Here is a 23,995-nt window from a genome sequence, read left to right as displayed (position 1 = left end):
TATTACACATTGTTCACACGAACTCAAGATACCCTAAATTCGCCGTTCAAAAAACCTTTGGCCGGAGGCCTAGTTCACACTCACCCGCAACGCCGCCGCTATGGCAAAGGGCGCCAGAGTGATGCTGCCCGCCAGCATGGCCCCCAGAATCGCCAGCTGACCATTGTAGGCTACCCCCATGGTTGCCGCCTCTATCGCCGAGGTGGCAAAAATCAACACCGGAATATAGAGCGGCAGGGTCAACAGGCTCAGCAGCACGCCGCCCTTGCCGATGCCCACCGTCAGGGCCACCCCGATGGCGCCGAGCAGGCTGAGAATGGGCGTGCCCAGCAACAGGGTCCAGAACACGCCCAGAAAACCGGCCAGATCCAGACTCAGCAACACCGCCACCAAGGGCGACAGCAGCAGCAGCGGCAACCCGGTCAGCAACCAGTGCGCCAGCACCTTGGCCAGGGCCAGCACTCCTAAGGGACAGGGCATCAGCATTAATTGTTCCAGGGTGCCGTCAATAAAATCGTCCCGGAACAGCCGCTCCAGCGCCAGCAGCGACGACAGCAGCGCCGCCACCCAGACGATGCCCGGGGCGATGCGCGCCAGCAGGGCAGGCTCGGGGCCGATCCCCAGGGGAAAGAGGGTAATGACGATAATGAAAAACCACAGCGGGTTGAGGATATCGGCGCGCCGCCGCAAGGCCGACACCAATTCGCGCCGGACCACGCCGGTAAACATGGCGTTCATGCGTCTCTCTCCTGAAAGGGGGTCAGGTGCAGGGTTCGCACCCGGTCGGCACTCAGGGACAGGTCCTGGTGGGTGGTGATCAGTACCATGCCGCCGGCATCGGTATGTTCCAGCAACAGCCGCTCCAGCACCTTGACCCCGTGTTTGTCGATGGCGGTAAAGGGCTCGTCCAGGATCCACAGCCTGGGGCCGCCCAGCCACAACCGGGCCAGGGCCACCCGACGCTTCTGCCCGGCCGACAGCTGGCCGGCATACTGATCCTCCAGCCCCGCCAGCCCCACCAGCGCCAGGACATCCCACAGATTGACCGTGCTGCCGAGATGGTGCATGCGGCGGAAAAAAGCCAGGTTTTCGAAGGCGGTCAGCTCATGTTTGATGCCGGCCTGATGACCGAGGTAGAACAATTCTTGATGGTAGGTATCGCGGCACTGCTCGATATTTTCGGCGGACCAGTACACTTCCCCGCCGAAGGGACGGGACAGGCCGGCCAGCAGCCGCAGCAGGCTGGTCTTGCCGACCCCATTGGGGCCCGCCACCTGCACCAGATCGCCGGGAGAAACCGTTAACGATAACTCGCTGAACAGAGTGCGCTCTTCACGGACACAGGTTAAAGCTCTGGCTTCAAGCATAGATCAGTGTTCAGACCATTAAAAATGGGCGCCAGTCTAGCATATGGCGCCCATAATGGCCTTAGTTTCGCTCCGGTGAAAGTTAAAATCGCCGGATTTATTGCGCTGGAACAAAATCGGCTGAAGGCTTGCCTCTTGGTCACAAGTCCGGTTGCCTGCTACGGCGGGAATGAAGAACCTGCTCTGATCACAGCATGGGCAGCGTGGAGGCAAGCAGCAGCCCGCCCATGGCCAGGTTAAAGCGGCGTACCTGTATGGGGTGGGTCAGAATGTGGCTCAGTTGTTTTCCGGCGGCAACCCAGATACCCACACACGGCAGATTGACCAGTCCAAAGACCAGAGCTATCAGTGTCAACCCCAACCAGTCGGCGCTCGGATTATAAACGCTGACCGTCGTCAGGGCCATCGACCAGGCTTTGGGGTTGACCCACTGAAATATGGCGGCCGCGCTAAAACCCATCGGCTGGTACTCTTGCTCCTTGCTGCCTGGTTTACTCATGGCAATTTTGATCGCCAGCCAGACCAGATAGATCAGACACACCATCTTCAGAATGTGGTGCAGCGCCGGGTAACGGAGAAAAATGCCGGTCAGCCCGATACCGACCACCACCACCATCACACTAAAACCGAGCGTCACGCCCATCATATGAGGGATAGTACGGATAAAGCCGATATTGGCGCCCGAAGTCATTAACATGATGTTGTTCGGGCCGGGGGTAAAAGAGGTCACGAAGGCAAACACAACCAGCGGCCAGAATTGATCGATAGGCATTGGTACTCCTGCTGAAAACGGATGATAACGGATCATCAGGGGCCGAATTCAGGCCGGTTGGTTCCGGCATGGCAAGAGCTCGCCGTAGAAATGCGCCCCAGATAAACACAGGATAATTGTTCTTACGGGCAATTTTGTGCTTGAATTCATTGCATAAACTCAAAATAAACAATAAATCCATGACATGGACAAATTTGACGAAATAATATTGCAAGAGCTAAAGCTGAATGGCCGGATCTCGAATGTGGAACTGGCCGAACGAGTGGGGCTTTCCCCTTCTGCAACACTGCGCCGAGTTCAAGAACTGGAGCGCCGGAAGGTGATCAGAGGCTACCGGGTCGTGCTGGATAACCAGAAGATGGGGTGCGGATTTATTGCCTATGTGGCGATAGGTTTGTCCGATCACAGCAAGAAAGCCCAGATCGGCTTTGAAGAACATGTCCGCTATGTGAAAGAAGTGGTGGAGTGCCACAATATCACTGGAACAAATGAATATCTGCTGCGAGTGGAAACCGCGAGCCTGGCGGACTACAAGCGGTTTCACTCCGATGTGCTGGGTGAATGTCACCAAATCAATTCCATCTCCACCATGGTGGTAATGGAATCGCCGAAAGATGAGCGCCTGTAAGAGCCTGTTACCGATCTTTGCGGGACTGGTCTGTCAGGATCCGGAGAAGACCGCCACGCTGTGAATACCTCCCTGTACACCCGCACATGCCATCATCCCTGGCATGTGACGGCCGGTGGAGGCCATCCTGTTTTCCTCTTTCAAGCCCCGCTGCCGCCTGATGATGGAGCCAGCAGGCGGCAGCGCGGCGATGTTCTACGCTTTATCAAAAATCAACAAGTACTTGTGACCAAGAGTCAGGCTTCAAGCTACTGCTTGCGATGCAGGGACAGCAGCAGTTCGGCTTCGGCCCGCGGCATCTCGCACTCGGCCATGATCTCTTCCACGTCAGCCCCCAGCTGAACCATGCGGGTGGCCCGACTGTACAGCTTGCCCTGGGGATCCTTCAACGCCAGCTCCTGCTGCTGTTCCTGCAGCAGGCCGAGCTGGCGATGCTGCTCGGCGACTTTCTTGCCAAGCCCGATGTTGGCCGCCTGCAGCTCTTCCAACTGCTTGCGGTAACTCTCCCGGGTCCGTGTCAGCTCCCGCATCAGCCGGCTCATGGCGTCCAGCTTGCGCTGGCTCTGCCGCCACATCATCCAGGACACCAGCAACGCCACCATGGCCAGCATCAACGCCAGCAGAGCCAGGATAAATGCCGGTTGCAGCCACATTACATCTGCCCCAGCTCATCCCATTCGTCATCGGACAGCAGCTTGTCCAGATCCACCAGGATCAGCAACTCCTGCTCCCGGTTGCACACCCCCTGGATAAACTTGGCGCTTTCACTGGTCCCCACGTTGGGCGCGTTCTCGATCTCGGAAGACTTGAGATAAACCACCTCGGCCACGCTGTCGACCAGGATGCCGATGACCTGCTTTTCAGCCTCGATGATGACGATGCGGCTATTGTCGGTCACTTCCGCCGGTTCCAGCCCGAAGCGCAAGCGGGTATCCAGCACTGTGACCACGTTGCCACGCAGATTGACGATGCCCAGCACATACTCCGGCGCCCCGGGCACCGGTGCAATGTCGCTGTAGCGCAGGACTTCCTGTACCTGCATGACATTGATGCCATAGGTTTCATTGTCCAGACGGAAGGTGACCCACTGCAACACTTCACCCTCGGCAAGATTCTCAGCTACATTGCGATGACTACTCATAGACTTACCCTTATACCTGCTCAGACTTGTTGTCCGTCGATATTCTTACCCTGCTCCAGCAGCCCGATCAAGGCATCCACGTGCAGCAGGGCGCACATTTTTTCTTTTACCATGCCCGCCAGCCAGGGCCTCGAGCCCGGGCTGGCGCGCCACTTGACCTGCTCCCGGTGCAACAATGCGGTGCCTTTCAACAGATGACAGGCCAGTCCCCAGTTGCTTTCCCCCAGGGTCACCAGGTACTGATACTCTTCCCCGGCCTGATGACCGGGCATGGCCCAGCGTGCGGTATCCACCACATACAGCTGGCGCTGGCGCTCGGTCAACACCCCGGCGAACCAATCCGGCTTGCCGAACAGGCTGGTCATTCGGGACATCTGGTATATCCCCCCCAGGTGAGTCAGGGGCACGGCGAAAGTCATGCCGGCCACCTCGAAAAACAGCACCTGGAAACTGCTCTCGGTGTCCATATTACGCCAAACGGGCTCCGCAGACTCCGCTTGCCTCTGCACTGCCTGAGTCGGCTCACCGATTTCGGCGGCCTCTCCCATCGCCGCCGGCTCGGATTCGACGATAGCGACCTCGGCCACCGGCTCAGGTTCGGGCTCGACGACAACGACCTCGGCCGCCAACGGAACGGTTTCTTCCTCCTTCAGCTCGGCCACCCGGGCCAGCAAGGCTTCCAGCGCCTGGCGCCGTTGTTCTTCGGCGGGATCGGCAAAGGCCGCCACCGGCTCGGTCGGCGGCTCCGGCGGGGAATGCAACGCCGGTGCGGTTTCTTCCAGCAACGCGCCGAAATAATCGTCGAGCGCGTCAAATTGTCGTTTATTCATAGGGGCTGTTCCACGCCGTCGAGCCGCCACAGATAGCGCAACAGGGTCTGGTAGGCATACACCCCCCGGCTGCCCTTGGCAAAATAGGAAGGGGGTTCATGCCGCAGGCTGGCATCACGAAACTTGGTGTCCACCGGAATCACCGAGGGCCAGACATGACTGCCATAACGCTGCTTGAGGCTGTCCAGACTCTGCACCGAAGCCCGGGTACGCTGATCATACATGGTCGGCACCACCGTATAGTTGAAACCATCTTTCTTGGCCTTGTGCATCAGATTAAAGGTGCTGACCATCCGTTCCAGCCCCTTGAGGGCGAGAAACTCGGTCTGCACCGGCACCAGGATGCGATCGCAGGCCGCCAGCGCATTGACCATCATCACCCCCAGCACCGGCGGGCAGTCGATGATGGCCACATCGAAGTCATCCTTCATCTCTGCCAGCAGGCGCTTCAGCACCAGGCCCATGCCTTCGCGGCTGCTGGAGGTACGCTCCAGCGTGGCCAGCGAGATCGACGCCGGCAGCAGGGTCAGGCCATCGAACCGGGTGCTCAGGGCCACCTGCTGGAACTGCCGGCGGCCAGGGCGCTCCGCCTGAAACAGATCGAACAGGGTATGCGGCAGGGCATCGGTTTCATAATCGAGATAAGCGGTCAACGAGCCGTGGGGATCGGTATCGATCAACAGCACCCGTTTATTGAGCTGCGCCAGCAAGCCGGCGAGCGCCACCACTGTCGTGGTTTTACCGACACCGCCTTTTTGATTTGCTACTGTCCAAACAATCACTGGCTAGTCCTGTTCCGTGCTGATACGTATGCCGCCACCGGGCAGCTCATAAACCCTGAGTCCCGGACTCCGCTCCGATACCAGGGGACGAGATGGCAAGGGCGGGCGCGGCTGCCATTGCCGGGACGATAACGCAATCTCCACCCGCCGGTTCAGTGCCCGCCCCCGCTCGCCCCGGGACGGGTCCCGGGGCTGATACTCGCCGAAGGCTTCCAGCGCCAGGCGGGGCGCCGCGATGCCCGCACGCAACAGCCATTCCAGCACCGCCCTCGCCCGCTCCGCGGAAAGCTGCCAGTTGGAGGAATAAAGCTCGTTGCTGATCGGCACCCGATCCGCATAGCCCCGCACCCGGATATAATGATGACCCTGCGCCAGCACCGGCACCAGGGTGCCCAAAACCGGCCTGCTGTTGGGGCCGAGCAGGGCGCTGCCACTGGCGAACAGCAAATCGCCATCGAGGTTCAGGGTCAGCCAGTCCCCATCCCGCTCAAACTCGACCAGTTGCTGTTCGATCAGGGGGGCCAGTTGCCGGTACAGCTGTTGCTCCAGTTCGGCCAGCGTCGAGTCCATCGGCTCCGCATCCGCCAGCGCCTCGTCCGCGGCGGCCACCGCCGTTTGTGCCGCCAGCGCTTCGGGCTGCTGCTGGCCACTCAACCGCACCAGCGCCTGCTGCATCCCCTCGACCAATTGCTGCTGCCCTTCGCTCTTGCTGGCATGAATGGCATACAGCACCACGAAGAGCGCAAATACCAAGGTCATGTAGTCCGCATAGGATACCAGCCAGCGGTCCAGGCCGGCGCTGTGCGGTCGTCGAATCAGCGAGCGACGCTTCACTGCCGGTGCCCCTGATACTGGGCCAGTTGCCGGCTGACCGCCAGGCTGCCGTCCCCCCGGGCAATCGCCAGCAGCCCGATGGCGGTCAGTTCAAAATAGCGCAATTCCAGCCGGTAGAGGGCCCGCAGCCGGTTCGCCAATGGCAGCAGCAGCAGGTTGGCGAGCCCCACCCCATAGAGGGTGGCGACAAAGGCCACGGCAATACCGGCCCCCAGCAGGTTGGGTTCATCCAGATGGGACATGGCCTGGATCAGGCCCAGCACGGCGCCGATAATGCCGATGGTGGGGCTGTATCCGCCCATGGCTTCGAACACCCTGGCCTCCAGCTCTTTTTGCTCTTCCAGCCGGTCCAGCTCGTTATCCAGCAACTGCTCCAGTACCTGCGGCTCGGTGCCGTCCACCAGCCACTGCAGTCCCTGGCGGGTAAAGGCATCCAGCTCGCCGTTGGCCAGCCGGGGCTCCAGTGCCAGAAAACCGGCCTGACGCGCCTCGTTCGACCAGCGCAACAGCCGTGAGGCCTGCTCATGAAAGGGCCATTCCGACCTGCGAAACAGGCCCAGCGATGCCTTCAATGCCCCCTTGCACTGGTACCAGGGCGTCTGCAGCAGCACCGCCCCCAGGGTGCCGCCGAACACGATCAACAAGGCCGGGCCATCCACCAGGCCCCACAAGCTGCCGCCGTGCCACCACTGCGCCAGGGTGATGCATACCAGTGCCAGCAACAGCCCGGCCACTGCCATCTCAGGCCCCCATCTCGCCGACGATGGCGTCACCGATCAGCGGCAAGGGCAGCGACTCGCTGGCGATGCCGGCCTTGGCCACCGCCTGGGGCATGCCGTAGACCACGCAGGTCTCTTCGTCCTGGGCCCAGATATTGGCGCCCTGTTCTTTCAGCAAGCGGGCGCCTTCGCGCCCGTCCGCACCCATGCCGGTCAGCACCACCGCCAGCACATTGCCACCGAAGGTCTTGGCGGCGGAGGCGAAGGTAATGTCGACACAGGGCTTGTAGTTGACCTTGTCGTTGCCGTCCATGATACGCAGCCGGGCCGCCCCCGGACGCCCTTCAAACAGCATCTGCTTGCCGCCGGGGGCCAGGTAGGCGTGACCGGGGCGCAGTTGATCCCCATCCTCCGCTTCCTTGACCCGGATCTGGCACAGGCCGTCGAGCCGGGCGGCAAACGCCGTGGTGAAGGTGCCGGGCATATGCTGGATCAGCACTATGGGATGCGGAAAACCGGCCGGCAGCCTGGTCAGCACCTTCTGCAGCGCCACCGGCCCCCCGGTGGAAGTGCCGATCGCCAGCAACTGGTAACTCTTGCCGCTGCGCCGGGGCAGGCCACGGCGCTCGTTGACGGGTTGCACGGGGGCCGCGGTACTCGGCACCCGCTCCCGTTCGCCGGACAAGGCCACGGGCGGGCGTGACGCCGCCGCCGGACGCGGCGAGATGATGGCGCGGCGACGGGCAATGGCCTTGACCCGCTGTTGCAACAGCAGGATCGCCTCTTCCTTGCTGCGCGCGATATCCTCGAACCGCTTGGGCAGAAAATCCATGGCGCCGGCATCCAGGGCATCCAGGGTCGCCTTGGCACCGTCATGGGTCAGGGAAGAAAACATCAACACCGGTGTGGGCGTCGCCTTCATGATGGCGCGAACCGCCGAGATACCGTCCATCACCGGCATCTCGATGTCCATGGTGATCACATCGGGGCGCACCGACTTCGCCTTTTCCACCGCTTCCTGGCCATTGGCCGCCGTATCCACCACGGTCAGCAGCGGATCCTGGTTCAGGATCTCGCTCACCCGGCGTCGGAAGAAGCTCGAATCATCAACTACTAATACCCGGATAGCCATGTTTGTAATGGTGCTCCCTTGTTGTTATTAGGCGTAACGGCGGGCGTACGCCTTGATCAGGCCGGCGATATCCAGGATCAGGGCAATACCCCCATCGCTGGTGATGGTCGCCCCGGCCATGCCGGGAGTGCCGTGCAGCAACTGATCGAGGGGCTTGATCACCACCTCTTCCTGGCCGATCAGGCCGTCGACCACAAAGCCCACCTGCTGGTTGCCGACCATCACTATGACCACATGGCCCTGCTCCTTGCGCTGGCGCCCTTTCCCCCGCAGCAGCCAGTCCTGCAGGTAGAACAGGGGAATGGCCCTGTTGCGCACCACTATGGTGAGCTGGCCGTCGACCATGCTGGTACGGGTCAGGTCCAGGTGGAATATTTCATTGACGTTGGTCAGCGGCAAGGCGAAGGTCTGCCGCCCCACCAGCACCATCAGGGTCGGCAATATCGCCAGGGTCAGCGGTACCTTGATCTGCAGCCGGGTGCCCTTGCCCTTTTCCGAGTCGATCAGGATGGAGCCGTTGACCGCACTGATGCCGGTCTTGACCACGTCCATGCCCACACCCCGGCCCGACACATCGGTGATTTCCTTCTTGGTGGAAAAACCGGGAGCGAAGATCAGGTTGTAAGCCTCGCTATCGCTCATTCGCGCCGCGCCGTCGGCATCGAGAATGCCGCGTTCGATGGCGATGCTCTTGAGCTTCTCCGGATCCATGCCGGCACCGTCATCCTCGATACCGAGCAGAATATGGTCCCCTTCCTGGGAGGCCGTCAGCCGAATGACCCCGGCCCTGGGCTTGCCGGCCGCTTCCCGCACCGCCGGCAGCTCCACGCCGTGATCGCAGGAGTTGCGCACCAGGTGCACCAGGGGATCGGCCAGGGCCTCGACCAGGTTCTTGTCGAGGTCGGTCTCTTCGCCGACCATTTCCAGGTTGATCTCTTTGTTCAGGCTGCGCGCCAGATCGCGGACCACCCGCGGGAAACGGCCGAACACCTTCTTGATCGGCTGCATCCGGGTTTTCATCACCGCGCCCTGCAGATCACCGGTCACCGCGTCCAGATTGGTCACCGCCTTGGTGATTTCCTCGTTCTCGTGACTGGCATCCAGGCTGAGCAGACGATTGCGGACCAGTACCAGCTCGCCCACCATGTTCATGATATTGTCGAGGGTCTTGGTATCCACCCGTACCGTGGTATCCGCCTGCGCACTCTGCTGGGCGGCGGCCGACCTGGCCGGGGCCTTGTCGGCCGCGGGGTCCGGCGCTCGGAACGACAGCTCCGGCGCCACGGCCGGCGCCACAGCCGGCGCCACGGCGGCGGAAGGCCCCTTGCCCGCCCCGTGCAACTGATCCAGCAGCGCTTCAAATTCGCTGTCGTCGATAAGATCGGCGGACACCGCCGGGCTGTCCGTCAACGGCGCCGGCGCCGGCTGCGGTATGCCGCCGTGCTTGCCGGCGCCGTGCAATTGATCCAGCAAGGCTTCGAATTCATCGTCGGTAATATCGTCACCCGGGATCTCGGCGACACCCTCCGGCGCCAGTTCGTCCAGCATCTGCCGGTATTCGCCCTCGCTCAGCTCGGCAATGGACGATGCCGCCGGCGTAACGGGCTGGTGGTCGATAAGCGACGGCGCCGGTTCATCGGCCCCGGCCGGCAGGCAATAACGCCCCAGCTCTTCGAGCAGCGCCGGCTCGGCCGGCGTCGGTTCGAGACGGTTCTGAATCTCGGCAAACATGCTGTTGACGGTATCCAGAGCACGCAGGATCACATCCATCAGTTCGGACGTCACCCGACGCTGGCCGGTGCGCAGAATATCGAACACGTTTTCGGCTTTGTGACAAGTATCCACCAGCGCGGTCAGCGACAAAAAACCGGCGCCACCTTTAACGGTGTGAAAGCCACGGAAAATCGCATTGAGCAAGTCCTTGTCGTCGGGCTGCCGTTCCAGCGTCACCAACTGCTCCGACAGCTGCTCCAGGATTTCCGATGCCTCCACCAGAAAGTCCTGCAGAATATCCTCGTCTACCTCAAAGCCCATGCTCTCTCCTTAGAATCCCAAACTGGACAGAAGATCATCAACCTCGTCCTGATCAGAGACCACGTCGTTACGATGTTCTTTATTCATGATCGGACCTTCGGCGGCAATGGCCGAGGCCGAGGCACGCTTCGGTGCCGCTTTGACGTCTTCCATCCCCGGCAGACGGCCGAACACGGACAGGATCTCGACCAGCTTGGCTTCCACCTCGTGCACCAGGTTGATAACCTTGCGGATCATCTGGCCGGTCAAATCCTGATAATCCTGCGCCATCAGGATCTCGGTGAGCAATTGCCTCAACTTGTCGGCATCCTGTTCGGAATCCTTGAGAAAATCATCGAGCTGGAAACACAGCTCCTTGAACCGGTTCAACCCGAGCTGGCGTTGCATCAACTCCCGCCAGCCCGGCATGACCTGTTGAATACGGTCACTGAGTCGATCGGCGATGGGAAGGCTGGCTTCTACGGCATCCATGGTCCGGTTGGCGGCCTTGTCGGTCATGTCGATGACGTAATTCAGCCGTTCCTTCGCATCGGGAATTTCGCTTTCCGCCAGTTCGGGCAGCCGGGGATCGTTACGGAATTCCTGCAGCGCGTCATGCAGCTGGCGGGTCAATTGGCCGACCTGTTCCAGCAACTCCTGCGCCTGCGGCATGCACACGTCGGCAAGATAGCGGTCGGCGCCATCTTGATCGCCGCGTTCAAGCATGGCGACCAGCTCCCGGGCCTGCTCCAGGCTTATCATTCCTTTCTGTTGTGCCATCTCGGTGCCTTCTATCCGATACGCTCGAAAACCTTCTCGAGTTTTTCTTTGAGGGTGGAGGCGGTAAAGGGTTTTACCACGTAGCCGTTCACGCCGGCCTGGGCCGCGGCGATAATCTGCTCACGTTTCGCTTCGGCGGTCACCATCAGCACCGGCAGGTGCTTAAGGTTATCGTCGGCCCGGATGGCACGCAGCAGATCGATGCCCTGCATGCCAGGCATATTCCAGTCGGTCACCACAAAGTCAAAATCACCATTCTTCAGCATCGGCAACGCCGTGGTGCCATCGTCGGCTTCGTGGGTATTATTGAAACCGAGATCTCTGAGTAGGTTTTTAATAATCCTGCGCATGGTGGAAAAATCATCCACGATGAGGATTTTCATGTTCTTGTCCAAGCTTTTCCTCCTATCAGCCGAACCAACAGCCGCTGAACATGACAAGTCTTCTTACTATATCGGCTCCGAATGCCGAAGCTTGAGCAGGATACCCTACTCACCGGACAATAACCTATTGCCCCGGCTCAATTTTGCCAGTCCTTTAACCGGGCCCGCAAACGGTGCATGGCCTGGCTGTGGATCTGACTGACCCGGGACTCACTGACTTCGAGTACCTGTCCTATCTCCTTGAGGTTGAGCTCCTCGTCATAATACAAGGACAGCACCAGCGCCTCCCGCTCCGGCAGCGCCTTGATGTGATTCGACAAGGCGTGCAAAAAGCGGGTCCTGGACATTTCCTCGAACGGGCTGGCCGGGAGGCCCCCCGGTTCGGCATGACCGTCAACACCGGATTCAAATTCTTCCATTTCGAGGATCTTGCCGTTGTTGGCATCCTGCAACATGGAATAGTAGGCATCGAGCTCCACCCCCAGTTCCTGGGCCACTTCCCGGTCCTGGGCATTACGCCCTTCCCGCCGTTGCACCGCCGCGATCGCCTCGGCGATATGGCGGCTGTTTCGGTGCACCGAGCGCGGAACCCAGTCGCCCCGGCGGATCTCGTCGAGCATGGCGCCTCGAATACGGATGCCGGCAAAGGTTTCGAAACTGGCGCCCTTGGCCGCATCGAAGTTGCGCGCCGCCTCCAGCAACCCCACCATGCCCGACTGGATCAGATCGTCCAGCAGCACGCTGTCCGGCAGACGCGCCAGCAGGTGCTGGGCAATGCGCCGCACCAGGCCGGCGTGGCGTTCAACCAGTTGATGGGCGCCCTGCTGCCTGGCATAGACCAGGGCTTTATTCACTCCAGGCATCCTGTTCCGCCACCGGGTGATTGAGCAGCTTTTCAATAAAAAACTGTAAATGCCCGCCGGCCCGCTGCGGGGCCGGCCAGCTCAGGGCCTTGCCCGCCAGCTGCTTGATGGCCATGGCCGAGGGCGACTGGGGATACTGATTGACCACCAGCGTCTGACGCCGCACCGCCAGCCGGAGGTTGCCGTCGAAGGGCACACAGGCCACCAGCTCCAGCGCCGCATCGAGAAAACGGTCGGTCACCCGGGTCAGCTTGGCAAACAGCTCCTGCCCTTCGCGCTGGCTGCGTACCATGTTGGCCACGATCTTGAACCGGAACACCCCGTAATCCCGGGACAGGATCTTGATCAGGGCGTAGGCATCGGTGATGGAGGTGGGCTCGTCGCACACCACCACCAGCACCTCCTGCGCCGCCCGGGAAAAACTGAGCACCATGTCGGAAATGCCGGCGGCGGTGTCCACCAGCAACACATCCGTCGGGGTCTGCAGTTCGCTGAAGGCCCGGATCAGGCTGACGTGCTCCAGCGGCGACAGTTCGGTCATCGCCTGGTTGCCGGAGGTGGCAGGAATGATCTTGATGCCCTGGGGCCCCTCGACCAGTACCTCGTCCAGGGTGCATTCGCCCCGGAGCACATGGGACAGGTTACGGGTGACCCGGATACCCAACAGCACATCGACGTTTGCCAGCCCCAGATCGGCATCGAGCACCATCACCCGCTTGCCTTGGGCCGCCATCGCCGAGGCCATGTTCAGGGTAATATTGGTCTTGCCTACCCCCCCCTTACCGCCGGTGACCGCAATCACCTGTACTCTGCTTGTCTTCTGCATACGTCGCAGCCCACTCGCCTGGTCCTGAAACCAATTAATCATAAAAACGCGCGCCCTCTTCATCAGATTCGGAGGGATCCCAGTAGTAAGGTTCTTCCCGACGCTGCTCTACGGTGCCCAGCGCTTGCCGGACCAGCTCGCGGGGATCCGCCAGCCGCAAATCCTCCGGTACCCTTTGGCCATCGGTGATATAGCTGATGGGCAAGCTGTTCTGAACACTGATATCGAGCACATCCCCCAGCGACAGGCTTTCATCCAGCTTGGTCAGGATGCAGCCGGCCAGAGGAATCCGGCGGAAATGATCCACCGCCTCCTGCAACACCCGGCGTTGGGCCGTGGCCGGCAGAACCAGATAATTGCGGATCTTGATTTGCTTATCGCCCACCAGGGTATCCAGCTGCTCGTTCAGGCGCAGATCCCGCTGGCCCATGCCGGCGGTGTCGATCAGCACCAAACGGCGATGGCGCAGCTGGTAAAGCGCCTGACTCAGTTCCTGATAAGTTCGTGCCTGCTTGACCACCACCCCCATGATGCGGCCATAGGTCTGCAACTGCTCATGGGCACCGATGCGATAGTGATCGGTGGTGATCAGGGCGACCTGTTCGGCACCGTAACGGGTGGCAAAGCGCGCCGCCAGCTTGGCGATGGTAGTGGTTTTACCGACCCCGGTCGGCCCCAACAGGGCCACGGCGCCGCCTTGGCGCAGGATGTCGTCCTCGCCGGTGGTCAGTTGCTGGACCAGGGCTGCTTCTATCTGGCTCCAGGCCTCGTGGGGAGGGGCCCGGTCATGTACCCGCGTCGCCAACTGATCGGCGAAGCCATCGCTGAAGCCCAATTCGTTCAACTGCTTGATCACCAAGGCCCGCACCGGCTCCCGCCGCTCCACCTCCTGCCACATCAGGCCGGAGACCTGATGCTCGAGCAGGCGCCGGATACTGGCAATTTCCTGACGCATGGCGTTCAGCTCCTTGTCTTTGGCGCTGTCTTTGCGCCTGCCGTCGCGGGACTCATGCCGTGGGATCGGCGCGGACAGCGCTCCCGGCTGCCCCAGGGTCGGCTCCTTGCGCCCTCCGGGCTCGGCCCAGCTGGCCTGCTCCGCCAGGGTCTTGGGAGAAGGCTCGGCACGGCTGCGCATCAGCAGCGACTGCAGGGTCTCCGCCTGTTTTTTTCCGTCCAGGGGAGGAACAAATTGACGCGCCTGCGACGAAATTCTGACATTGTCTTCCACCAGGGGGCGCTGGGCCGCGGCTGAGTGCGCCTCGTCGTCATCGACGGCGGCGACGATTTCGATGCCCCCCGAGACCTTCTTGTTGGACATGATCACCGCTTCCGCCCCCAGCACGTCCTTCACTTCGGCCAGGGCGGCTCTCATGTCCTTGGCAAAAAATCGTTTAATCTTCATTTACGGCTTCCACCCTGCTACTGCTGGCCAACAGACGCCACAATGCGGATTTGACGGTCATCAGGCACTTCCTGATAGGACAACACCCGCAGACTGGGAATAGTGTGTTTTACAAAGCGTGCCAACGTGGTACGCAACATGCCGGAGGTCAACAAGATGGCAGGCTGCCCCTCCATTTCCTGGTTGGCCGCGGCCTGGGCCAGCGACTGTTGCATGCGTTCGGCCAGGCCGGGCTCTATGCCGCTGCCCTGGGTTCCCCCTGCCTGCAAAGAATTCTGCAAAATCTGTTCCAACTCTGGTGCTAGGGTAATCACCGGCAGTTCCCGTTCCGTGCCGGCAATTTCCTGCACCATGAAACGACGCAGGGCGATACGGCAGGCGGCGGTCAGCACCTCCGGATCCTGGCTCTTGGGCGCATACTCGGTCAGGGTCTGCAGTATGGTGCGCATATCCCGGATGGTGACCCCTTCGTTGAGCAGGCTTTGCAATACCTTGGTCACCAGGGCCAGGTTGAGGGTATTGGGGACCAGCCCTTCCACCAGCTTGGGTTGGCTGCGGCCGATCTGGTCGATCAGGTTCTGCACCTCTTCATGGCCCAGCAGCACGGAGGCATGATTGGTCAGCAACTGACTCAGATGGGTGGCCACGACGGTGGCGGCATCCACCACCGTATAGCCCAGACTCTGGGCCTGCTCGATTTGATCCTTGGCAATCCAGGTGGCCTCCAGGCCAAAGGCCGGATCCCGGGTGTCGATGCCGACAACCGGCCCGAATACCTGGCCCGGATTGATGGCCAGCTCCCGTTCCGGATAAATATCGGCGGCACCGGAGCTGACCCCCATCAGGGTGATCCGGTATTGGTTGGGTCCCAGTTCCAGGTTGTCGCGGATATGCACCGCGGGAATGAGGAAACCCAGCTCCTGGGACAGTTTCTTGCGCACGCCCTTGATGCGGCTCAACAGCTCGCCGCCCTGGGACTGGTCGACCAGGCTTATCAGGCGATAGCCGACCTCCAGGCCGATGGTGTCGACCTGGACCACATCGTCCCAGCTCAGCTCTTTCGGTTCGGAGCCCACCGCCGGCGGGGCTTTCTCCTGCTCCACCGCCTGCTCCTGGGCCCTGGCATTACGCCGATACAGCCACCAGGCACCCAGCGCCGACAGGCCACCCAGCAACAGGAAGGCGAAGTGAGGCATGCCCGGCACCAGGCCCATGGTGATCAGGATACCGGCGGCGATGGACAACGACTTGGGGTTGTCGAACAACTGCCCCAGCATCGCCTGGCCCATGTCTTCGCGGGTGTTCTGACGGGTCACGATAATGGCGGCGGCAATCGACAGCAGCAAGGAAGGGATCTGGGCGACCAGGCCGTCGCCGATGGTCAGCAGGGTATAGACCCGGGCCGCCTCCCCGAACGGCAAGCCGTGCTGGGCCATGCCGATGATGAAACCGCCGATGATATTGATAAAGAGGATCATGATGCCGGCGATGGCATCCCCTTTGACGAACTTGGAGGCACCGTCCATGGAGCCGTAGAAGTCGGCCTCGCGGGTCACTTCATCCCGGCGCAGCCTCGCCTCGTCCTGGTTGATCAGGCCGGCGTTGAGATCCGCGTCAATCGCCATCTGCTTGCCGGGCATGGCGTCCAGGGTAAAGCGGGCGCTCACCTCCGAGATCCGGCCCGCGCCCTTGGTCACCACCACGAAGTTGATGATCATCAGGATCAGGAAGACGATAAGGCCTACCGCATAGTTGCCGCCGATCACCACGGAGCCGAAGGCTTCGATCACGTTACCGGCGGCATTGCCGCCTCCGTGTCCTTCCAGCAGCACCACCCGGGTCGAGGCCACGTTCAGGGCCAGCCGCAGCAGGGTCGCCACCAGCAGTATCGTTGGGAAGGCGGCGAAATCCAGCGGCCGCTGGGTGTAGACCGCCACCAGCAGGATCACCAGTGCCAGGGAAATGTTGAAGGAAAACAGCACGTCCAGCAGCAAGGTAGGAATGGGCAGCACCACCATGCCCAGTGCCGCCAGCACCAGCAGGGGGGTTCCCAGCCCTTTATGAAACCACTTTGACCACTGTCCCGCCTGTAAAAGCTTTGCCCTGAATTCCATGAATACGTTAATTGCTGCTGAAAACCGATGCAGTTTAAATGCAAAAAACAAGCCACTTTAGCTGGAAGCAGCCTTCTCCAAGCTTCCGGCGTCAAGCTTTCGGCTTCAGACCCGGTATTCATCCGGTATCGGCAGATCGTCTTTCAGCGGCACCGGTTTGCGGCCCTGCCCCTTGCGCCAGCTGTTCAACTGGAAGACATAGGCCAGGATCTGGGCCACCGCCACGAACAGCCCTTCGGGAATTTCCTTGTCGAGTTTGGTGGCATGGTAAACGGCCCGGGCCAGGGCGGGCGAGGAGATCACCGGCACCTCGTATTCCCGCGCGATTTCCCGGATCTTGAGCGCGATCTCATCCAGCCCCTTGGCCACCACCACCGGCGCCGAGCCGGGCTTGTCCTTGTGGTAACGCAAGGCCACCGAATAGTGGCTGGGGTTGACCACCACCACATCGGCGGTGGGCACTTCCGCCATCATGCGGCGGTTGGCCATTTCCTGCTGCAGCCGGCGAATGCGACTCTTGACCTCGGGTTTCCCCTCGGTGTTTTTATATTCGTCCTTGATCTCCTGCAGCGTCATCTTCAGTTGGCGGGTGTGGTTCCAGCGTTGAAAGGGCACATCGATGGCCACGATGGGCAGCAGGGCCAGGCACAACAGCAGCCCCATCCACAGCAGCAGCTCCAGGGCACCGACCACGGCAGCCGGCAGGGTTTCATTGCTCAGCCGCAAAATATTCTCGAACTGGCTCCACAGCAGCCATACCGCCAGGGTGGCGATAAACACCACCTTGGCCACCGACTTCAGCAACTCCACCAGCGCCTGCACCCCGAACATCCGCTTGATGCCCTTGAGCGGACTCATCTTGCTGAGTTTGGGCATCATCGCCTGGGTACTGAAGTTGAAGCCCCCCAGCAGGCTGTTGCCCACCAGCGCCGCCACCAGCACTATGGCGAACAGCCCCAGCAGCGGCCACATCAGGCCGGCCAGGGAGTCCCTCAACGCCGGCATCATGGTCTGGGGGTCGAACAAAACGGCACGTTCGACCCGGAAGTTCTGTTCGAACACCCGCGACATGGCCCGCCCGAGCGGACCACTGAGCATTAACAGGCCGGCGGCCGCGCTCAACAGCACCGCCGCCGTCCCCAGCTCCTTGGAGCGGGGGATCTGTCCTTTCTCCCGTGCCTGCCGGAGTCGTTGCTCCGTGGGCTGTTCCGTTCTTTCCTGACCGTCCGACTCCGCCATTCAGCCCCCTTCGCAGCTCAACTGCAGGCTGTCGCACATCACCAGTTGCAACCTGAGCCACTGATTTTCAAAATGGCCGAGAAAGCCCCCCAGGGTCAGCCACATGATAAAGAGGCCGCAGACCATACTGACCGCAAAGCCCACACTGAAAATATTGAGCTGGGGTGCGGCCCGGGTCATGACCCCGAAACTGAAATTGATCAACAGCATGGCGACGATGGCCGACAGCGCCATGGCAACGGCGCCCTGGAACAAAAGCCCGAGCAACTCCGCCAGCCTTTGCCAACTGGCTACCGACAAACCGTTGACGGCTACGGGCAGGGTGTCGAAGCTCATCACTATGGCCTCAATCATCACCAGGTGGCCGTTCAGCGCCAGAAACAGCACCGTGCCCAGCATCAGGTAGAACTGGCCCACCACCGGGGTCGACTGGCCGTTGAGCGGATCCATCATGGAAGCAAAACCCAGGCTGGTCTGCATGGCGATGATCTGGCCGGCGGTCACGAAGGTCTGCAATAAAAACTGGGACAACAGGCCGATGGCGGCCCCGATCAACACCTGCTGTACCGTGATAAGGAAGCCGCCGCCGGAAAACAGGGCGACATCGGGCATGGGCGGCAATACCGGCGCCACCGCCATGGTCGTGGCCAGCGCCAGCAGCAACCGGCTATAGACAGGGGTCAACTGGGCACCGAACATCACCATGGTCATCATCAGGCCGGCGATACGACACAGCGGCCACAGATAGGAAGCCAGCCATTGCATCAGCTCTGCGGTGGTATAGTTCACATCTCAACTCCGGATAAAGCGGGAAGCTAGCGGCTTGAAGTGGGGGTGACTGAAAGTACGCGCCAAAGCGGTAAACACCCCGTTGACCCTGTTGTCACTCCCGCCCAGGCGGGAGTCCAGTGCACTATGTCATGGTTCTCCGCCTTCTCCCCCTCACCCTTCCAGCTTGGTTTACCCGATCACCTGCGGGATCTGGTAAACCAGCTCATAAAAGAAGTCCATCAGCATCTCGAAACCCCAGTGCGCCCCCACCGCCAGCGCCCCCAGGGTTACCAGCAACCGGGGCAGAAAGCTCAGGGTCTGCTCGTTGATGGAGGTGGCGGCCTGGAAAATGGACACCAACAGGCCGATGGCCAGGCTCGGCAGGATCACCGCCGACACCAGCAGGGTGACCAGCCAGAGCGCGCTGCGGAAAATATCGACGAAGGTTTCCGGGCTCACTAACCCGCTCCCAGGCCAAAGCTGTTGGCCAGTGTGCCCATGATCAGGTTCCAGCCGTCCACCAGCACAAACAGCATCAGCTTGAACGGCAGCGAAATCAGCATGGGCGACAACATCATCATGCCCATCGCCATCAGGATGCTGGCCACCACCAGATCGATCACCAGGAAGGGCAAAAACAGCATAAAGCCTATCTGGAAAGCGGTCTTGAGCTCGCTGGTCACAAACGCCGGGATCAGCACCCGCAGGGGCACTTCCTCTTCACCGTTGACCTGAATATTGGCGATGGTCAGGAAGGTGTCGAGATCCTTGACCCGGGTCTGCGCCAGCATGAAATCCCGGAGCGGTTGCTCGGCCCGATGCAGGGCCTCGCGCGAGTCGATTTCCTCCGCCAGATAAGGCTGCAGGGCCTGGGCATTCACCCGGTCCAGCACCGGCGACATGATAAAAAAAGACAGGAACAGGCTGATCCCTATCATCACCTGGTTGGACGGGCTTTGCTGCAGGCCCAGGGCCTGGCGCAGGATCGACAGCACTATGATGATACGGGTGAAGGAGGTCATCATGATGACCATGGCCGGCAGAAACGACAGCGCCGTCATCAGTGCCAGCACCTGCAGCGTCAGGCTGTACTCCTGACTGCCATCCGGATTGCTGGTCACGGTTACCGCCGACATGCCCTGCTGGGCCATGGCCGGCATCGCCAGCAGCAGCAACGGCAGCAACCAGCTAACTCTTGGCATCGGTCCGCCCCGCCAACAACTTGCCGGCCTGCTCCGGCACCAGTGGCCGCTCGAGCTTGCCCAGGCCGGAGATCTGCTGGGGGGTCACCCCGAGCAGCCACTGCTCTTCCCCCACCTGTACCACCATCAGCCGCTCCCGGTGCCCGACCGCCAGGGTCGCCACCACCTTGAGCTGACGGCTGCCTCCCAGCACCGAGGGCAGCCGCAACTTGCGCACCAGCGCTCCCAGCAACACCACAAGACCGATGACCAGCAGCGACGACAGAGCCCAGGAGTCCCATTGAATCTCGGGCCCCTGTGCCAGCAAGGGCAACGGCAGTACGAATAAAACCAGCAGCCGGGTCATCATTTCAGCTTTTTAATCCGCTCGGTCTGGCTGATTACATCGGTCAGCCGGATGCCGAACTTGTCGTTGACCACCACCACTTCGCCATGGGCGATCAGGGTGCCGTTCACCATCACATCCAGCGGCTCGCCGGCCAGCCGATCCAGCTCGACTACCGACCCCTGGTTCAGTTGCAGCAGGTTACGGATGCTGATCTGGCTGCGCCCCACTTCCATCGAGATGGTGACCGGAATATCCAGAATGGCGTCAAGTTTCCGCCGCTCCTCGCCGGTCAGCGGTGGCGCATCCGCATCGCTGAAGTCATCCAGCTCGGCCCGCCTCACCTGGGGCTCCTTGGCCTCCTGCTCAGCCATGGCTTCGCCCCACACATCATCCAGCTCGTTCTGCTCATCACTCATGACGCATCCTCAATGGTTCTTTCCAGTTCTTCCAGCTCGGCTTCCCCGTCGATACGCACCCCGCGTCGGGTGACCTCGTGCAGTTCGGTCTTGACGGTTTCCGGCCGTTTTATTTTTTCGCTGATCCTGACCGCCATTTTCTCGCCGGCCCGCCCCAGCTGGCCACGGAAGGTGGGCAGATCCTCAACCGAGATCAGCAGGTGCTCGGGCATGTCCACCGGAATAATATCACCGGCCTTCAGTTCCATGATGTCGCGCAGGCTGAGTTCCTTGTCAAGCAGCTTCACCGACATCTCCACCCCCACGTCCAGGATCTCGTCACGCAGCGCCTTGCCCCAGCGCAGGTCATTTTCGCCCTTGTCGCTTTGCACCCCCGCATCCAGCAGTTCACGGATCGGCTCCAGCATGCCGTAGGGCAGGGTCACATGGAAATCACCGCCGCCGCCGTCCAGCTCGATATGGAAGGAGCTGACCACCACCACCTCGGTCGGGCTGACGATGTTGGCCATGGTCGGGTTGACTTCCGAGTCCAGGTATTCAAACTCCACGTCCATCACCGGGGCCCAGGCATCCTTGTAATCCTCGAACACCAGCTTCAGCAGCAGCTGGATGACCCGCCGTTCGGTCGGGGTGAACTCACGGCCTTCAATCTTGGCATGACGGCCATCGCCACCGAAGAAGTTGTCCACCAGGATAAACACCAGGCGGGCCTCCATGGTGATGAGCCCTATGCCCTTGAGGGGGCGAAAGCGCACCATGTTCAGGCTGGTCGGCAGGAACAGCGAATGTACATATTCGCCAAACTTGAGCATCTGCACGCCGTTGATGGACACCTCTGCGGTACGGCGCATCATGTTGAACAGGCTGATCCGCATATGGCGGGCGAAGCGCTCGTTCACCATTTCCAGGGTCGGCATCCGCCCGCGGACAATACGATCCTGAGAAGAAAAGTCGAAGCTGGCAACGCCGTCACCACTCCCGGCCGAGTCTTCCTTTACCTCATCCACCCCGTGCAGCAGGGCATCGATTTCATCCTGGGATAACAGATCGCTCACGATTCACCTATTGCATTACGATGCCGGTAAAGAGCACCTGTTCGACCAGCCCCTCTCCCAGCTCTTCTGCCAGCACCTGATTCAGCTCGTTCTGCGCCTCCTGGCGGACCATCCGCTTTCCCTCGGCCGTCAGGTAATTATCGGCGTCCTGCCGGCTTAATACCGCCAGCAGGGTACTCTCCAGCAGCGGCAGATGGCGTTTGGCCGTCGCCATTTTGGCCTCGCCCCGTACCATCAGCTGAACTTCCGCCTGGACCAGTCGCTCGCGCGCCCCCGCCGCCACACTGAAGATAAATGGGCGAGACATACTCACATAGAGTACCTGTTCATCGATGACGTCCTGACTCTTGGTGGCGTCTTCGCCCCCCCTCATCAGCCACCCGCCAAGACCTGCAGCGACGCCGATCACTATTACTCCCACCATCCAGACCAGCCTGCGCCTGTACCACGCCATTGTGGGTATCTCGAGTTCATCCGCCATCCGACACCTTTAACTCCGAAAAAGGGGCATGCCCTTGGGTATTACGCAAAAAAATCGATTCGTCCATTGATGGCTTGCCAGGGAGCCTGCACCGGTTTCCAATCCGTTGCGGCCGGCTCGGTGCCATCTTTCACGCCGTCGCTCGCCGCCCGGGGAGACGGCGATGCCGAGGCACTCTGTTGCTGACTCCCCTGCTGACCGCCAAAACCGCCTACCAGGCCCTGGCCCAGATTCAGCCCCTGCTGGACCAGCATTTCCCTTAACCTGGGCAGCGCCTGCTCCAGCAATTCCCGGGCCTGTGGCTGACTGGCCAGGAACTGCACATGCACTTCACCCTGCTCCATTCTCAGCTGTATCCGCAGCCCCCCCAGATCCGACGGGCTAAGGCGGATATCCGCCTCCTGCAGGTTCTGGTTCACCATGATCTGCACCTGCTGCGCCAACTGCCGCGCGCCCTGCTCGGGAGCGCCTTGCAGGGTCAGCGCTCGCTCTGGCTGAACCGGGCGTTCGGCGGTGACCTGGAGCTGCCCGTCTCGCTGGAAGAGACTCCCCCCGGGTAAAGTATCCTGAGCGGTCGCGATGTCGGCGCTAGCGAGTACCGCCGACTCCTTGCCTCCCGCCAGGCCCCGGAGATCATCCGTCGCCGACGCGGTCGCCGGCTCCTCGTCAGCCGGCTCCCCATCGGCTGGCTCCGCCTGACTACCAGCGGCAGCGAGCACCGGCTCCTTGCCCGCCGGCAGGGTTCGCAGTTCGCTTGCGGCGGGCTCCGCCTGACTACCACCAGCAGCTAGCACCGGCTCCTTGCCCGCCGGCAGGGTTCGCAGTTCGCTTGCGGCGGGCTCCGCCTGACTACCACCGGCAGCGAGCACCGGCTCCTTGCCCGCCGGCAGGGTTCGCAATTCGCTTGCGGCGGGCTCCGCCTGACTACCACCGGCAGCGAGCACCGGCTCCTTGCCCGCCGGCAGGGTTCGCAGTTCGCTTGCGGCGGGCTCCGCCTGACTACCACCGGCAGCGACCACCGGCTCCTTGCCCGCCGGCAGGGTTCGCAGTTCGCTTGCGGCGGGCTCCGCCTGACTACCACCGGCAGCGACCACCGGCTCCTTGCCCGCCGGCAGGGTTCGCAATTCGCTTGCGGCGGGCTCCGCCTGACTACCACCGGCAGCTAGCGCCGGCTCCTTGCCCGCCGGCAGGGTTCGCAATTCGCTTGCGGCGGGCGCCGCCGCCCGGTGACCACCGGCGGATAGCGCCGGCTCTCTGCCATCCGCCATGGCCCGGCGCTCATTCACCGTCGATGCGGTCGCCTCGGCCAGTTCCTGGTCGGATACCGGCCGGGGTGGCTCCGCCAACGGCGGCAATTTGTTGCCGCCGTTTTCCGCAGCCGTCTGCTGCCAACGTTTGCCATGTTCGATCTGGACCAGCCACTCGGATGACATGTTATTCCCGGTGACCGGCACCTCGCCGGACCGCGGTCTGCTCGGCCCATCAGGCGAGAGCGCCGGTTCCTCATCGGTCAACGGCACCGCCTCCACCGAAGCCGGCGCCAGCACGGACATGTGCGGTACCGCTTCAGGCCCGGCAGTCACAGCAGGCCCGGAGAAGGCCCCCACGGCCGGGGCGTCACACTCTGCCTTCTCGGCGTTCTCCCCGCCGGGTAGGGCCTGCTCCTGCTCCCTTTCTGTCGGCGAAGCCACCCCGGGCAACGGCTCGACGAAAGCCTCGGCCTCACCGGTCATGCCCACAGGCGGCTGTTCCTCCAACACCTCGGCGAAGGTATGGCGGCTCCCGGCCCCCGTCTCGCCGATGGCCAGGAGCCCCTGGCCGGCCAGAGGAAAAATAGGGCTGATGCTGATGGTCATGAGCGCTCCCTGTCAAGTGCGTCGCCACGTCGTTCGCTATCGGATTCATCGTTTACAAATA

At 61.6% G+C, this 23,995-nt stretch carries 27 protein-coding genes; 1 reads left to right on the top strand and 26 read right to left on the bottom strand.

Features of this window, described 5'->3' with window-relative positions:
• Nucleotides 1-69: 69 nt before the first annotated feature.
• From ccmB to ACEVBK_RS05795, 3 genes are all read right to left on the bottom strand, one after another.
• Nucleotides 70-738, bottom strand: a complete 669-nt coding sequence (ccmB, locus tag ACEVBK_RS05805; RefSeq protein ID WP_375057652.1) for a heme exporter protein CcmB — start codon at nt 736-738, stop codon at nt 70-72.
• Nucleotides 735-1,367 carry a cytochrome c biogenesis heme-transporting ATPase CcmA gene (gene ccmA / locus ACEVBK_RS05800; protein WP_375057651.1) on the bottom strand — a complete coding sequence of 211 codons (633 nt, stop codon included), beginning with the start codon at nt 1,365-1,367 and terminating at the stop codon, nt 735-737. Before ccmA ends, ccmB begins: the two co-directional genes overlap by 4 nt.
• A gap of 187 nt (nt 1,368-1,554) precedes the next feature.
• The gene (locus ACEVBK_RS05795; protein ID WP_375057650.1) at nt 1,555-2,139 is read right to left on the bottom strand and encodes a LysE family translocator; all 585 of its coding nucleotides are present in this window, start codon (nt 2,137-2,139) and stop codon (nt 1,555-1,557) included.
• 184 nt (nt 2,140-2,323) lie between these two features.
• Between ACEVBK_RS05795 and ACEVBK_RS05790 the strand changes: the two genes are divergently transcribed.
• Complete coding sequence (locus ACEVBK_RS05790) at nt 2,324-2,767, top strand: Lrp/AsnC family transcriptional regulator (protein WP_375057649.1); 444 nt, start codon at nt 2,324-2,326, stop codon at nt 2,765-2,767.
• A gap of 248 nt (nt 2,768-3,015) precedes the next feature.
• Here the strand turns inward: ACEVBK_RS05790 and ACEVBK_RS05785 are convergent, their stop codons facing one another.
• From ACEVBK_RS05785 to ACEVBK_RS05675, 23 genes are all read right to left on the bottom strand, one after another.
• A complete protein-coding gene (locus ACEVBK_RS05785) occupies nt 3,016-3,420 on the bottom strand; it encodes a DUF2802 domain-containing protein (RefSeq protein ID WP_375057648.1) in 405 nt (134 codons plus the stop codon).
• Nucleotides 3,420-3,908, bottom strand: a complete 489-nt coding sequence (locus ACEVBK_RS05780; RefSeq protein ID WP_375057647.1) for a chemotaxis protein CheW — start codon at nt 3,906-3,908, stop codon at nt 3,420-3,422. Before ACEVBK_RS05780 ends, ACEVBK_RS05785 begins: the two co-directional genes overlap by 1 nt.
• Before the next feature lie 20 nt (nt 3,909-3,928).
• Nucleotides 3,929-4,738 carry a chemotaxis protein CheW gene (locus tag ACEVBK_RS05775; RefSeq protein WP_375057646.1) on the bottom strand — a complete coding sequence of 270 codons (810 nt, stop codon included), beginning with the start codon at nt 4,736-4,738 and terminating at the stop codon, nt 3,929-3,931.
• On the bottom strand, nt 4,735-5,520 hold the full coding sequence (locus ACEVBK_RS05770; RefSeq protein WP_375057645.1) for a ParA family protein: 786 nt from the start codon (nt 5,518-5,520) through the stop codon (nt 4,735-4,737). The genes ACEVBK_RS05775 and ACEVBK_RS05770 overlap by 4 nt, the downstream gene beginning before the upstream one ends.
• Before the next feature lie 3 nt (nt 5,521-5,523).
• Complete coding sequence (locus ACEVBK_RS05765; RefSeq protein ID WP_375057644.1) at nt 5,524-6,354, bottom strand: OmpA family protein; 831 nt, start codon at nt 6,352-6,354, stop codon at nt 5,524-5,526.
• A complete protein-coding gene (locus ACEVBK_RS05760) occupies nt 6,351-7,094 on the bottom strand; it encodes a flagellar motor protein (RefSeq protein WP_375057643.1) in 744 nt (247 codons plus the stop codon). Before ACEVBK_RS05760 ends, ACEVBK_RS05765 begins: the two co-directional genes overlap by 4 nt.
• A 1-nt stretch (nt 7,095) precedes the next feature.
• Complete coding sequence (locus ACEVBK_RS05755) at nt 7,096-8,205, bottom strand: chemotaxis response regulator protein-glutamate methylesterase (RefSeq protein WP_375057642.1); 1,110 nt, start codon at nt 8,203-8,205, stop codon at nt 7,096-7,098.
• A 27-nt stretch (nt 8,206-8,232) separates the two neighbouring features.
• Nucleotides 8,233-10,239 carry a chemotaxis protein CheA gene (locus ACEVBK_RS05750; RefSeq protein ID WP_375057641.1) on the bottom strand — a complete coding sequence of 669 codons (2,007 nt, stop codon included), beginning with the start codon at nt 10,237-10,239 and terminating at the stop codon, nt 8,233-8,235.
• Between the two features lie 9 nt (nt 10,240-10,248).
• Nucleotides 10,249-10,998: a protein phosphatase CheZ gene (locus tag ACEVBK_RS05745; protein WP_375057640.1), complete on the bottom strand. Its 750-nt coding sequence runs from the start codon at nt 10,996-10,998 to the stop codon at nt 10,249-10,251.
• 11 nt (nt 10,999-11,009) lie between these two features.
• Complete coding sequence (gene cheY, locus ACEVBK_RS05740) at nt 11,010-11,393, bottom strand: chemotaxis response regulator CheY (RefSeq protein WP_375057639.1); 384 nt, start codon at nt 11,391-11,393, stop codon at nt 11,010-11,012.
• Between the two features lie 125 nt (nt 11,394-11,518).
• Complete coding sequence (locus ACEVBK_RS05735; RefSeq protein ID WP_375057638.1) at nt 11,519-12,244, bottom strand: RNA polymerase sigma factor FliA; 726 nt, start codon at nt 12,242-12,244, stop codon at nt 11,519-11,521.
• Nucleotides 12,228-13,112 carry a MinD/ParA family protein gene (locus ACEVBK_RS05730; RefSeq protein WP_375057637.1) on the bottom strand — a complete coding sequence of 295 codons (885 nt, stop codon included), beginning with the start codon at nt 13,110-13,112 and terminating at the stop codon, nt 12,228-12,230. The genes ACEVBK_RS05735 and ACEVBK_RS05730 overlap by 17 nt, the downstream gene beginning before the upstream one ends.
• Entirely contained in the window at nt 13,105-14,472 is a 1,368-nt protein-coding gene (gene flhF, locus ACEVBK_RS05725; protein ID WP_375057636.1) for a flagellar biosynthesis protein FlhF, read from the bottom strand. The genes ACEVBK_RS05730 and flhF overlap by 8 nt, the downstream gene beginning before the upstream one ends.
• Before the next feature lie 17 nt (nt 14,473-14,489).
• A complete protein-coding gene (flhA, locus tag ACEVBK_RS05720; protein ID WP_375057635.1) occupies nt 14,490-16,586 on the bottom strand; it encodes a flagellar biosynthesis protein FlhA in 2,097 nt (698 codons plus the stop codon).
• A 105-nt stretch (nt 16,587-16,691) separates the two neighbouring features.
• On the bottom strand, nt 16,692-17,825 hold the full coding sequence (gene flhB, locus ACEVBK_RS05715) for a flagellar biosynthesis protein FlhB (RefSeq protein ID WP_375057634.1): 1,134 nt from the start codon (nt 17,823-17,825) through the stop codon (nt 16,692-16,694).
• The gene (gene fliR / locus ACEVBK_RS05710) at nt 17,826-18,614 is read right to left on the bottom strand and encodes a flagellar biosynthetic protein FliR (protein WP_375057633.1); all 789 of its coding nucleotides are present in this window, start codon (nt 18,612-18,614) and stop codon (nt 17,826-17,828) included. It abuts the gene before it with no gap.
• A gap of 171 nt (nt 18,615-18,785) precedes the next feature.
• The gene (gene fliQ, locus ACEVBK_RS05705) at nt 18,786-19,055 is read right to left on the bottom strand and encodes a flagellar biosynthesis protein FliQ (RefSeq protein ID WP_375057632.1); all 270 of its coding nucleotides are present in this window, start codon (nt 19,053-19,055) and stop codon (nt 18,786-18,788) included.
• On the bottom strand, nt 19,055-19,798 hold the full coding sequence (gene fliP, locus ACEVBK_RS05700) for a flagellar type III secretion system pore protein FliP (RefSeq protein WP_375057631.1): 744 nt from the start codon (nt 19,796-19,798) through the stop codon (nt 19,055-19,057). Before fliP ends, fliQ begins: the two co-directional genes overlap by 1 nt.
• Complete coding sequence (gene fliO, locus ACEVBK_RS05695; protein ID WP_375058518.1) at nt 19,785-20,144, bottom strand: flagellar biosynthetic protein FliO; 360 nt, start codon at nt 20,142-20,144, stop codon at nt 19,785-19,787. The genes fliP and fliO overlap by 14 nt, the downstream gene beginning before the upstream one ends.
• Nucleotides 20,144-20,542 (bottom strand): flagellar motor switch protein FliN, encoded by a 399-nt coding sequence (gene fliN / locus ACEVBK_RS05690; RefSeq protein WP_375057630.1) that lies wholly within the window; start codon nt 20,540-20,542, stop codon nt 20,144-20,146. The genes fliO and fliN overlap by 1 nt, the downstream gene beginning before the upstream one ends.
• Complete coding sequence (gene fliM, locus ACEVBK_RS05685; protein ID WP_375057629.1) at nt 20,539-21,597, bottom strand: flagellar motor switch protein FliM; 1,059 nt, start codon at nt 21,595-21,597, stop codon at nt 20,539-20,541. Before fliM ends, fliN begins: the two co-directional genes overlap by 4 nt.
• A gap of 7 nt (nt 21,598-21,604) precedes the next feature.
• Nucleotides 21,605-21,970: a flagellar basal body-associated FliL family protein gene (locus ACEVBK_RS05680; protein WP_375057628.1), complete on the bottom strand. Its 366-nt coding sequence runs from the start codon at nt 21,968-21,970 to the stop codon at nt 21,605-21,607.
• 149 nt (nt 21,971-22,119) lie between these two features.
• On the bottom strand, nt 22,120-23,934 hold the full coding sequence (locus tag ACEVBK_RS05675; RefSeq protein ID WP_375057627.1) for a flagellar hook-length control protein FliK: 1,815 nt from the start codon (nt 23,932-23,934) through the stop codon (nt 22,120-22,122).
• Between the last annotated feature and the right edge of the window lie 61 nt (nt 23,935-23,995).

Source organism: Zobellella sp. DQSA1, from assembly GCF_041950555.1.
Taxonomy (GTDB): Bacteria; Pseudomonadota; Gammaproteobacteria; order Enterobacterales; family Aeromonadaceae; genus Oceanimonas.
This window is presented reverse-complemented; position numbering and strand designations above follow the sequence as displayed.

Coding starts and splice junctions, on each gene's coding strand:
- ccmB (WP_375057652.1), bottom strand. CDS start 738: ATGAACGCCATGTTTACCGGCGTGGTCCGGCGCGAATTGGTGTCGGCC.
- ccmA (WP_375057651.1), bottom strand. CDS start 1,367: ATGCTTGAAGCCAGAGCTTTAACCTGTGTCCGTGAAGAGCGCACTCTG.
- ACEVBK_RS05795 (WP_375057650.1), bottom strand. CDS start 2,139: ATGCCTATCGATCAATTCTGGCCGCTGGTTGTGTTTGCCTTCGTGACC.
- ACEVBK_RS05790 (WP_375057649.1), top strand. CDS start 2,324: ATGGACAAATTTGACGAAATAATATTGCAAGAGCTAAAGCTGAATGGC.
- ACEVBK_RS05785 (WP_375057648.1), bottom strand. CDS start 3,420: ATGTGGCTGCAACCGGCATTTATCCTGGCTCTGCTGGCGTTGATGCTG.
- ACEVBK_RS05780 (WP_375057647.1), bottom strand. CDS start 3,908: ATGAGTAGTCATCGCAATGTAGCTGAGAATCTTGCCGAGGGTGAAGTG.
- ACEVBK_RS05775 (WP_375057646.1), bottom strand. CDS start 4,738: ATGAATAAACGACAATTTGACGCGCTCGACGATTATTTCGGCGCGTTG.
- ACEVBK_RS05760 (WP_375057643.1), bottom strand. CDS start 7,094: ATGGCAGTGGCCGGGCTGTTGCTGGCACTGGTATGCATCACCCTGGCG.
- ACEVBK_RS05755 (WP_375057642.1), bottom strand. CDS start 8,205: ATGGCTATCCGGGTATTAGTAGTTGATGATTCGAGCTTCTTCCGACGC.
- ACEVBK_RS05750 (WP_375057641.1), bottom strand. CDS start 10,239: ATGGGCTTTGAGGTAGACGAGGATATTCTGCAGGACTTTCTGGTGGAG.
- ACEVBK_RS05745 (WP_375057640.1), bottom strand. CDS start 10,998: ATGGCACAACAGAAAGGAATGATAAGCCTGGAGCAGGCCCGGGAGCTG.
- ACEVBK_RS05735 (WP_375057638.1), bottom strand. CDS start 12,244: ATGCCTGGAGTGAATAAAGCCCTGGTCTATGCCAGGCAGCAGGGCGCC.
- ACEVBK_RS05730 (WP_375057637.1), bottom strand. CDS start 13,112: ATGATTAATTGGTTTCAGGACCAGGCGAGTGGGCTGCGACGTATGCAG.
- flhF (WP_375057636.1), bottom strand. CDS start 14,472: ATGAAGATTAAACGATTTTTTGCCAAGGACATGAGAGCCGCCCTGGCC.
- flhA (WP_375057635.1), bottom strand. CDS start 16,586: ATGGAATTCAGGGCAAAGCTTTTACAGGCGGGACAGTGGTCAAAGTGG.
- flhB (WP_375057634.1), bottom strand. CDS start 17,825: ATGGCGGAGTCGGACGGTCAGGAAAGAACGGAACAGCCCACGGAGCAA.
- fliP (WP_375057631.1), bottom strand. CDS start 19,798: ATGCCAAGAGTTAGCTGGTTGCTGCCGTTGCTGCTGCTGGCGATGCCG.
- fliO (WP_375058518.1), bottom strand. CDS start 20,144: ATGACCCGGCTGCTGGTTTTATTCGTACTGCCGTTGCCCTTGCTGGCA.
- fliN (WP_375057630.1), bottom strand. CDS start 20,542: ATGAGTGATGAGCAGAACGAGCTGGATGATGTGTGGGGCGAAGCCATG.
- ACEVBK_RS05680 (WP_375057628.1), bottom strand. CDS start 21,970: ATGAGGGGGGGCGAAGACGCCACCAAGAGTCAGGACGTCATCGATGAA.
- ACEVBK_RS05675 (WP_375057627.1), bottom strand. CDS start 23,934: ATGACCATCAGCATCAGCCCTATTTTTCCTCTGGCCGGCCAGGGGCTC.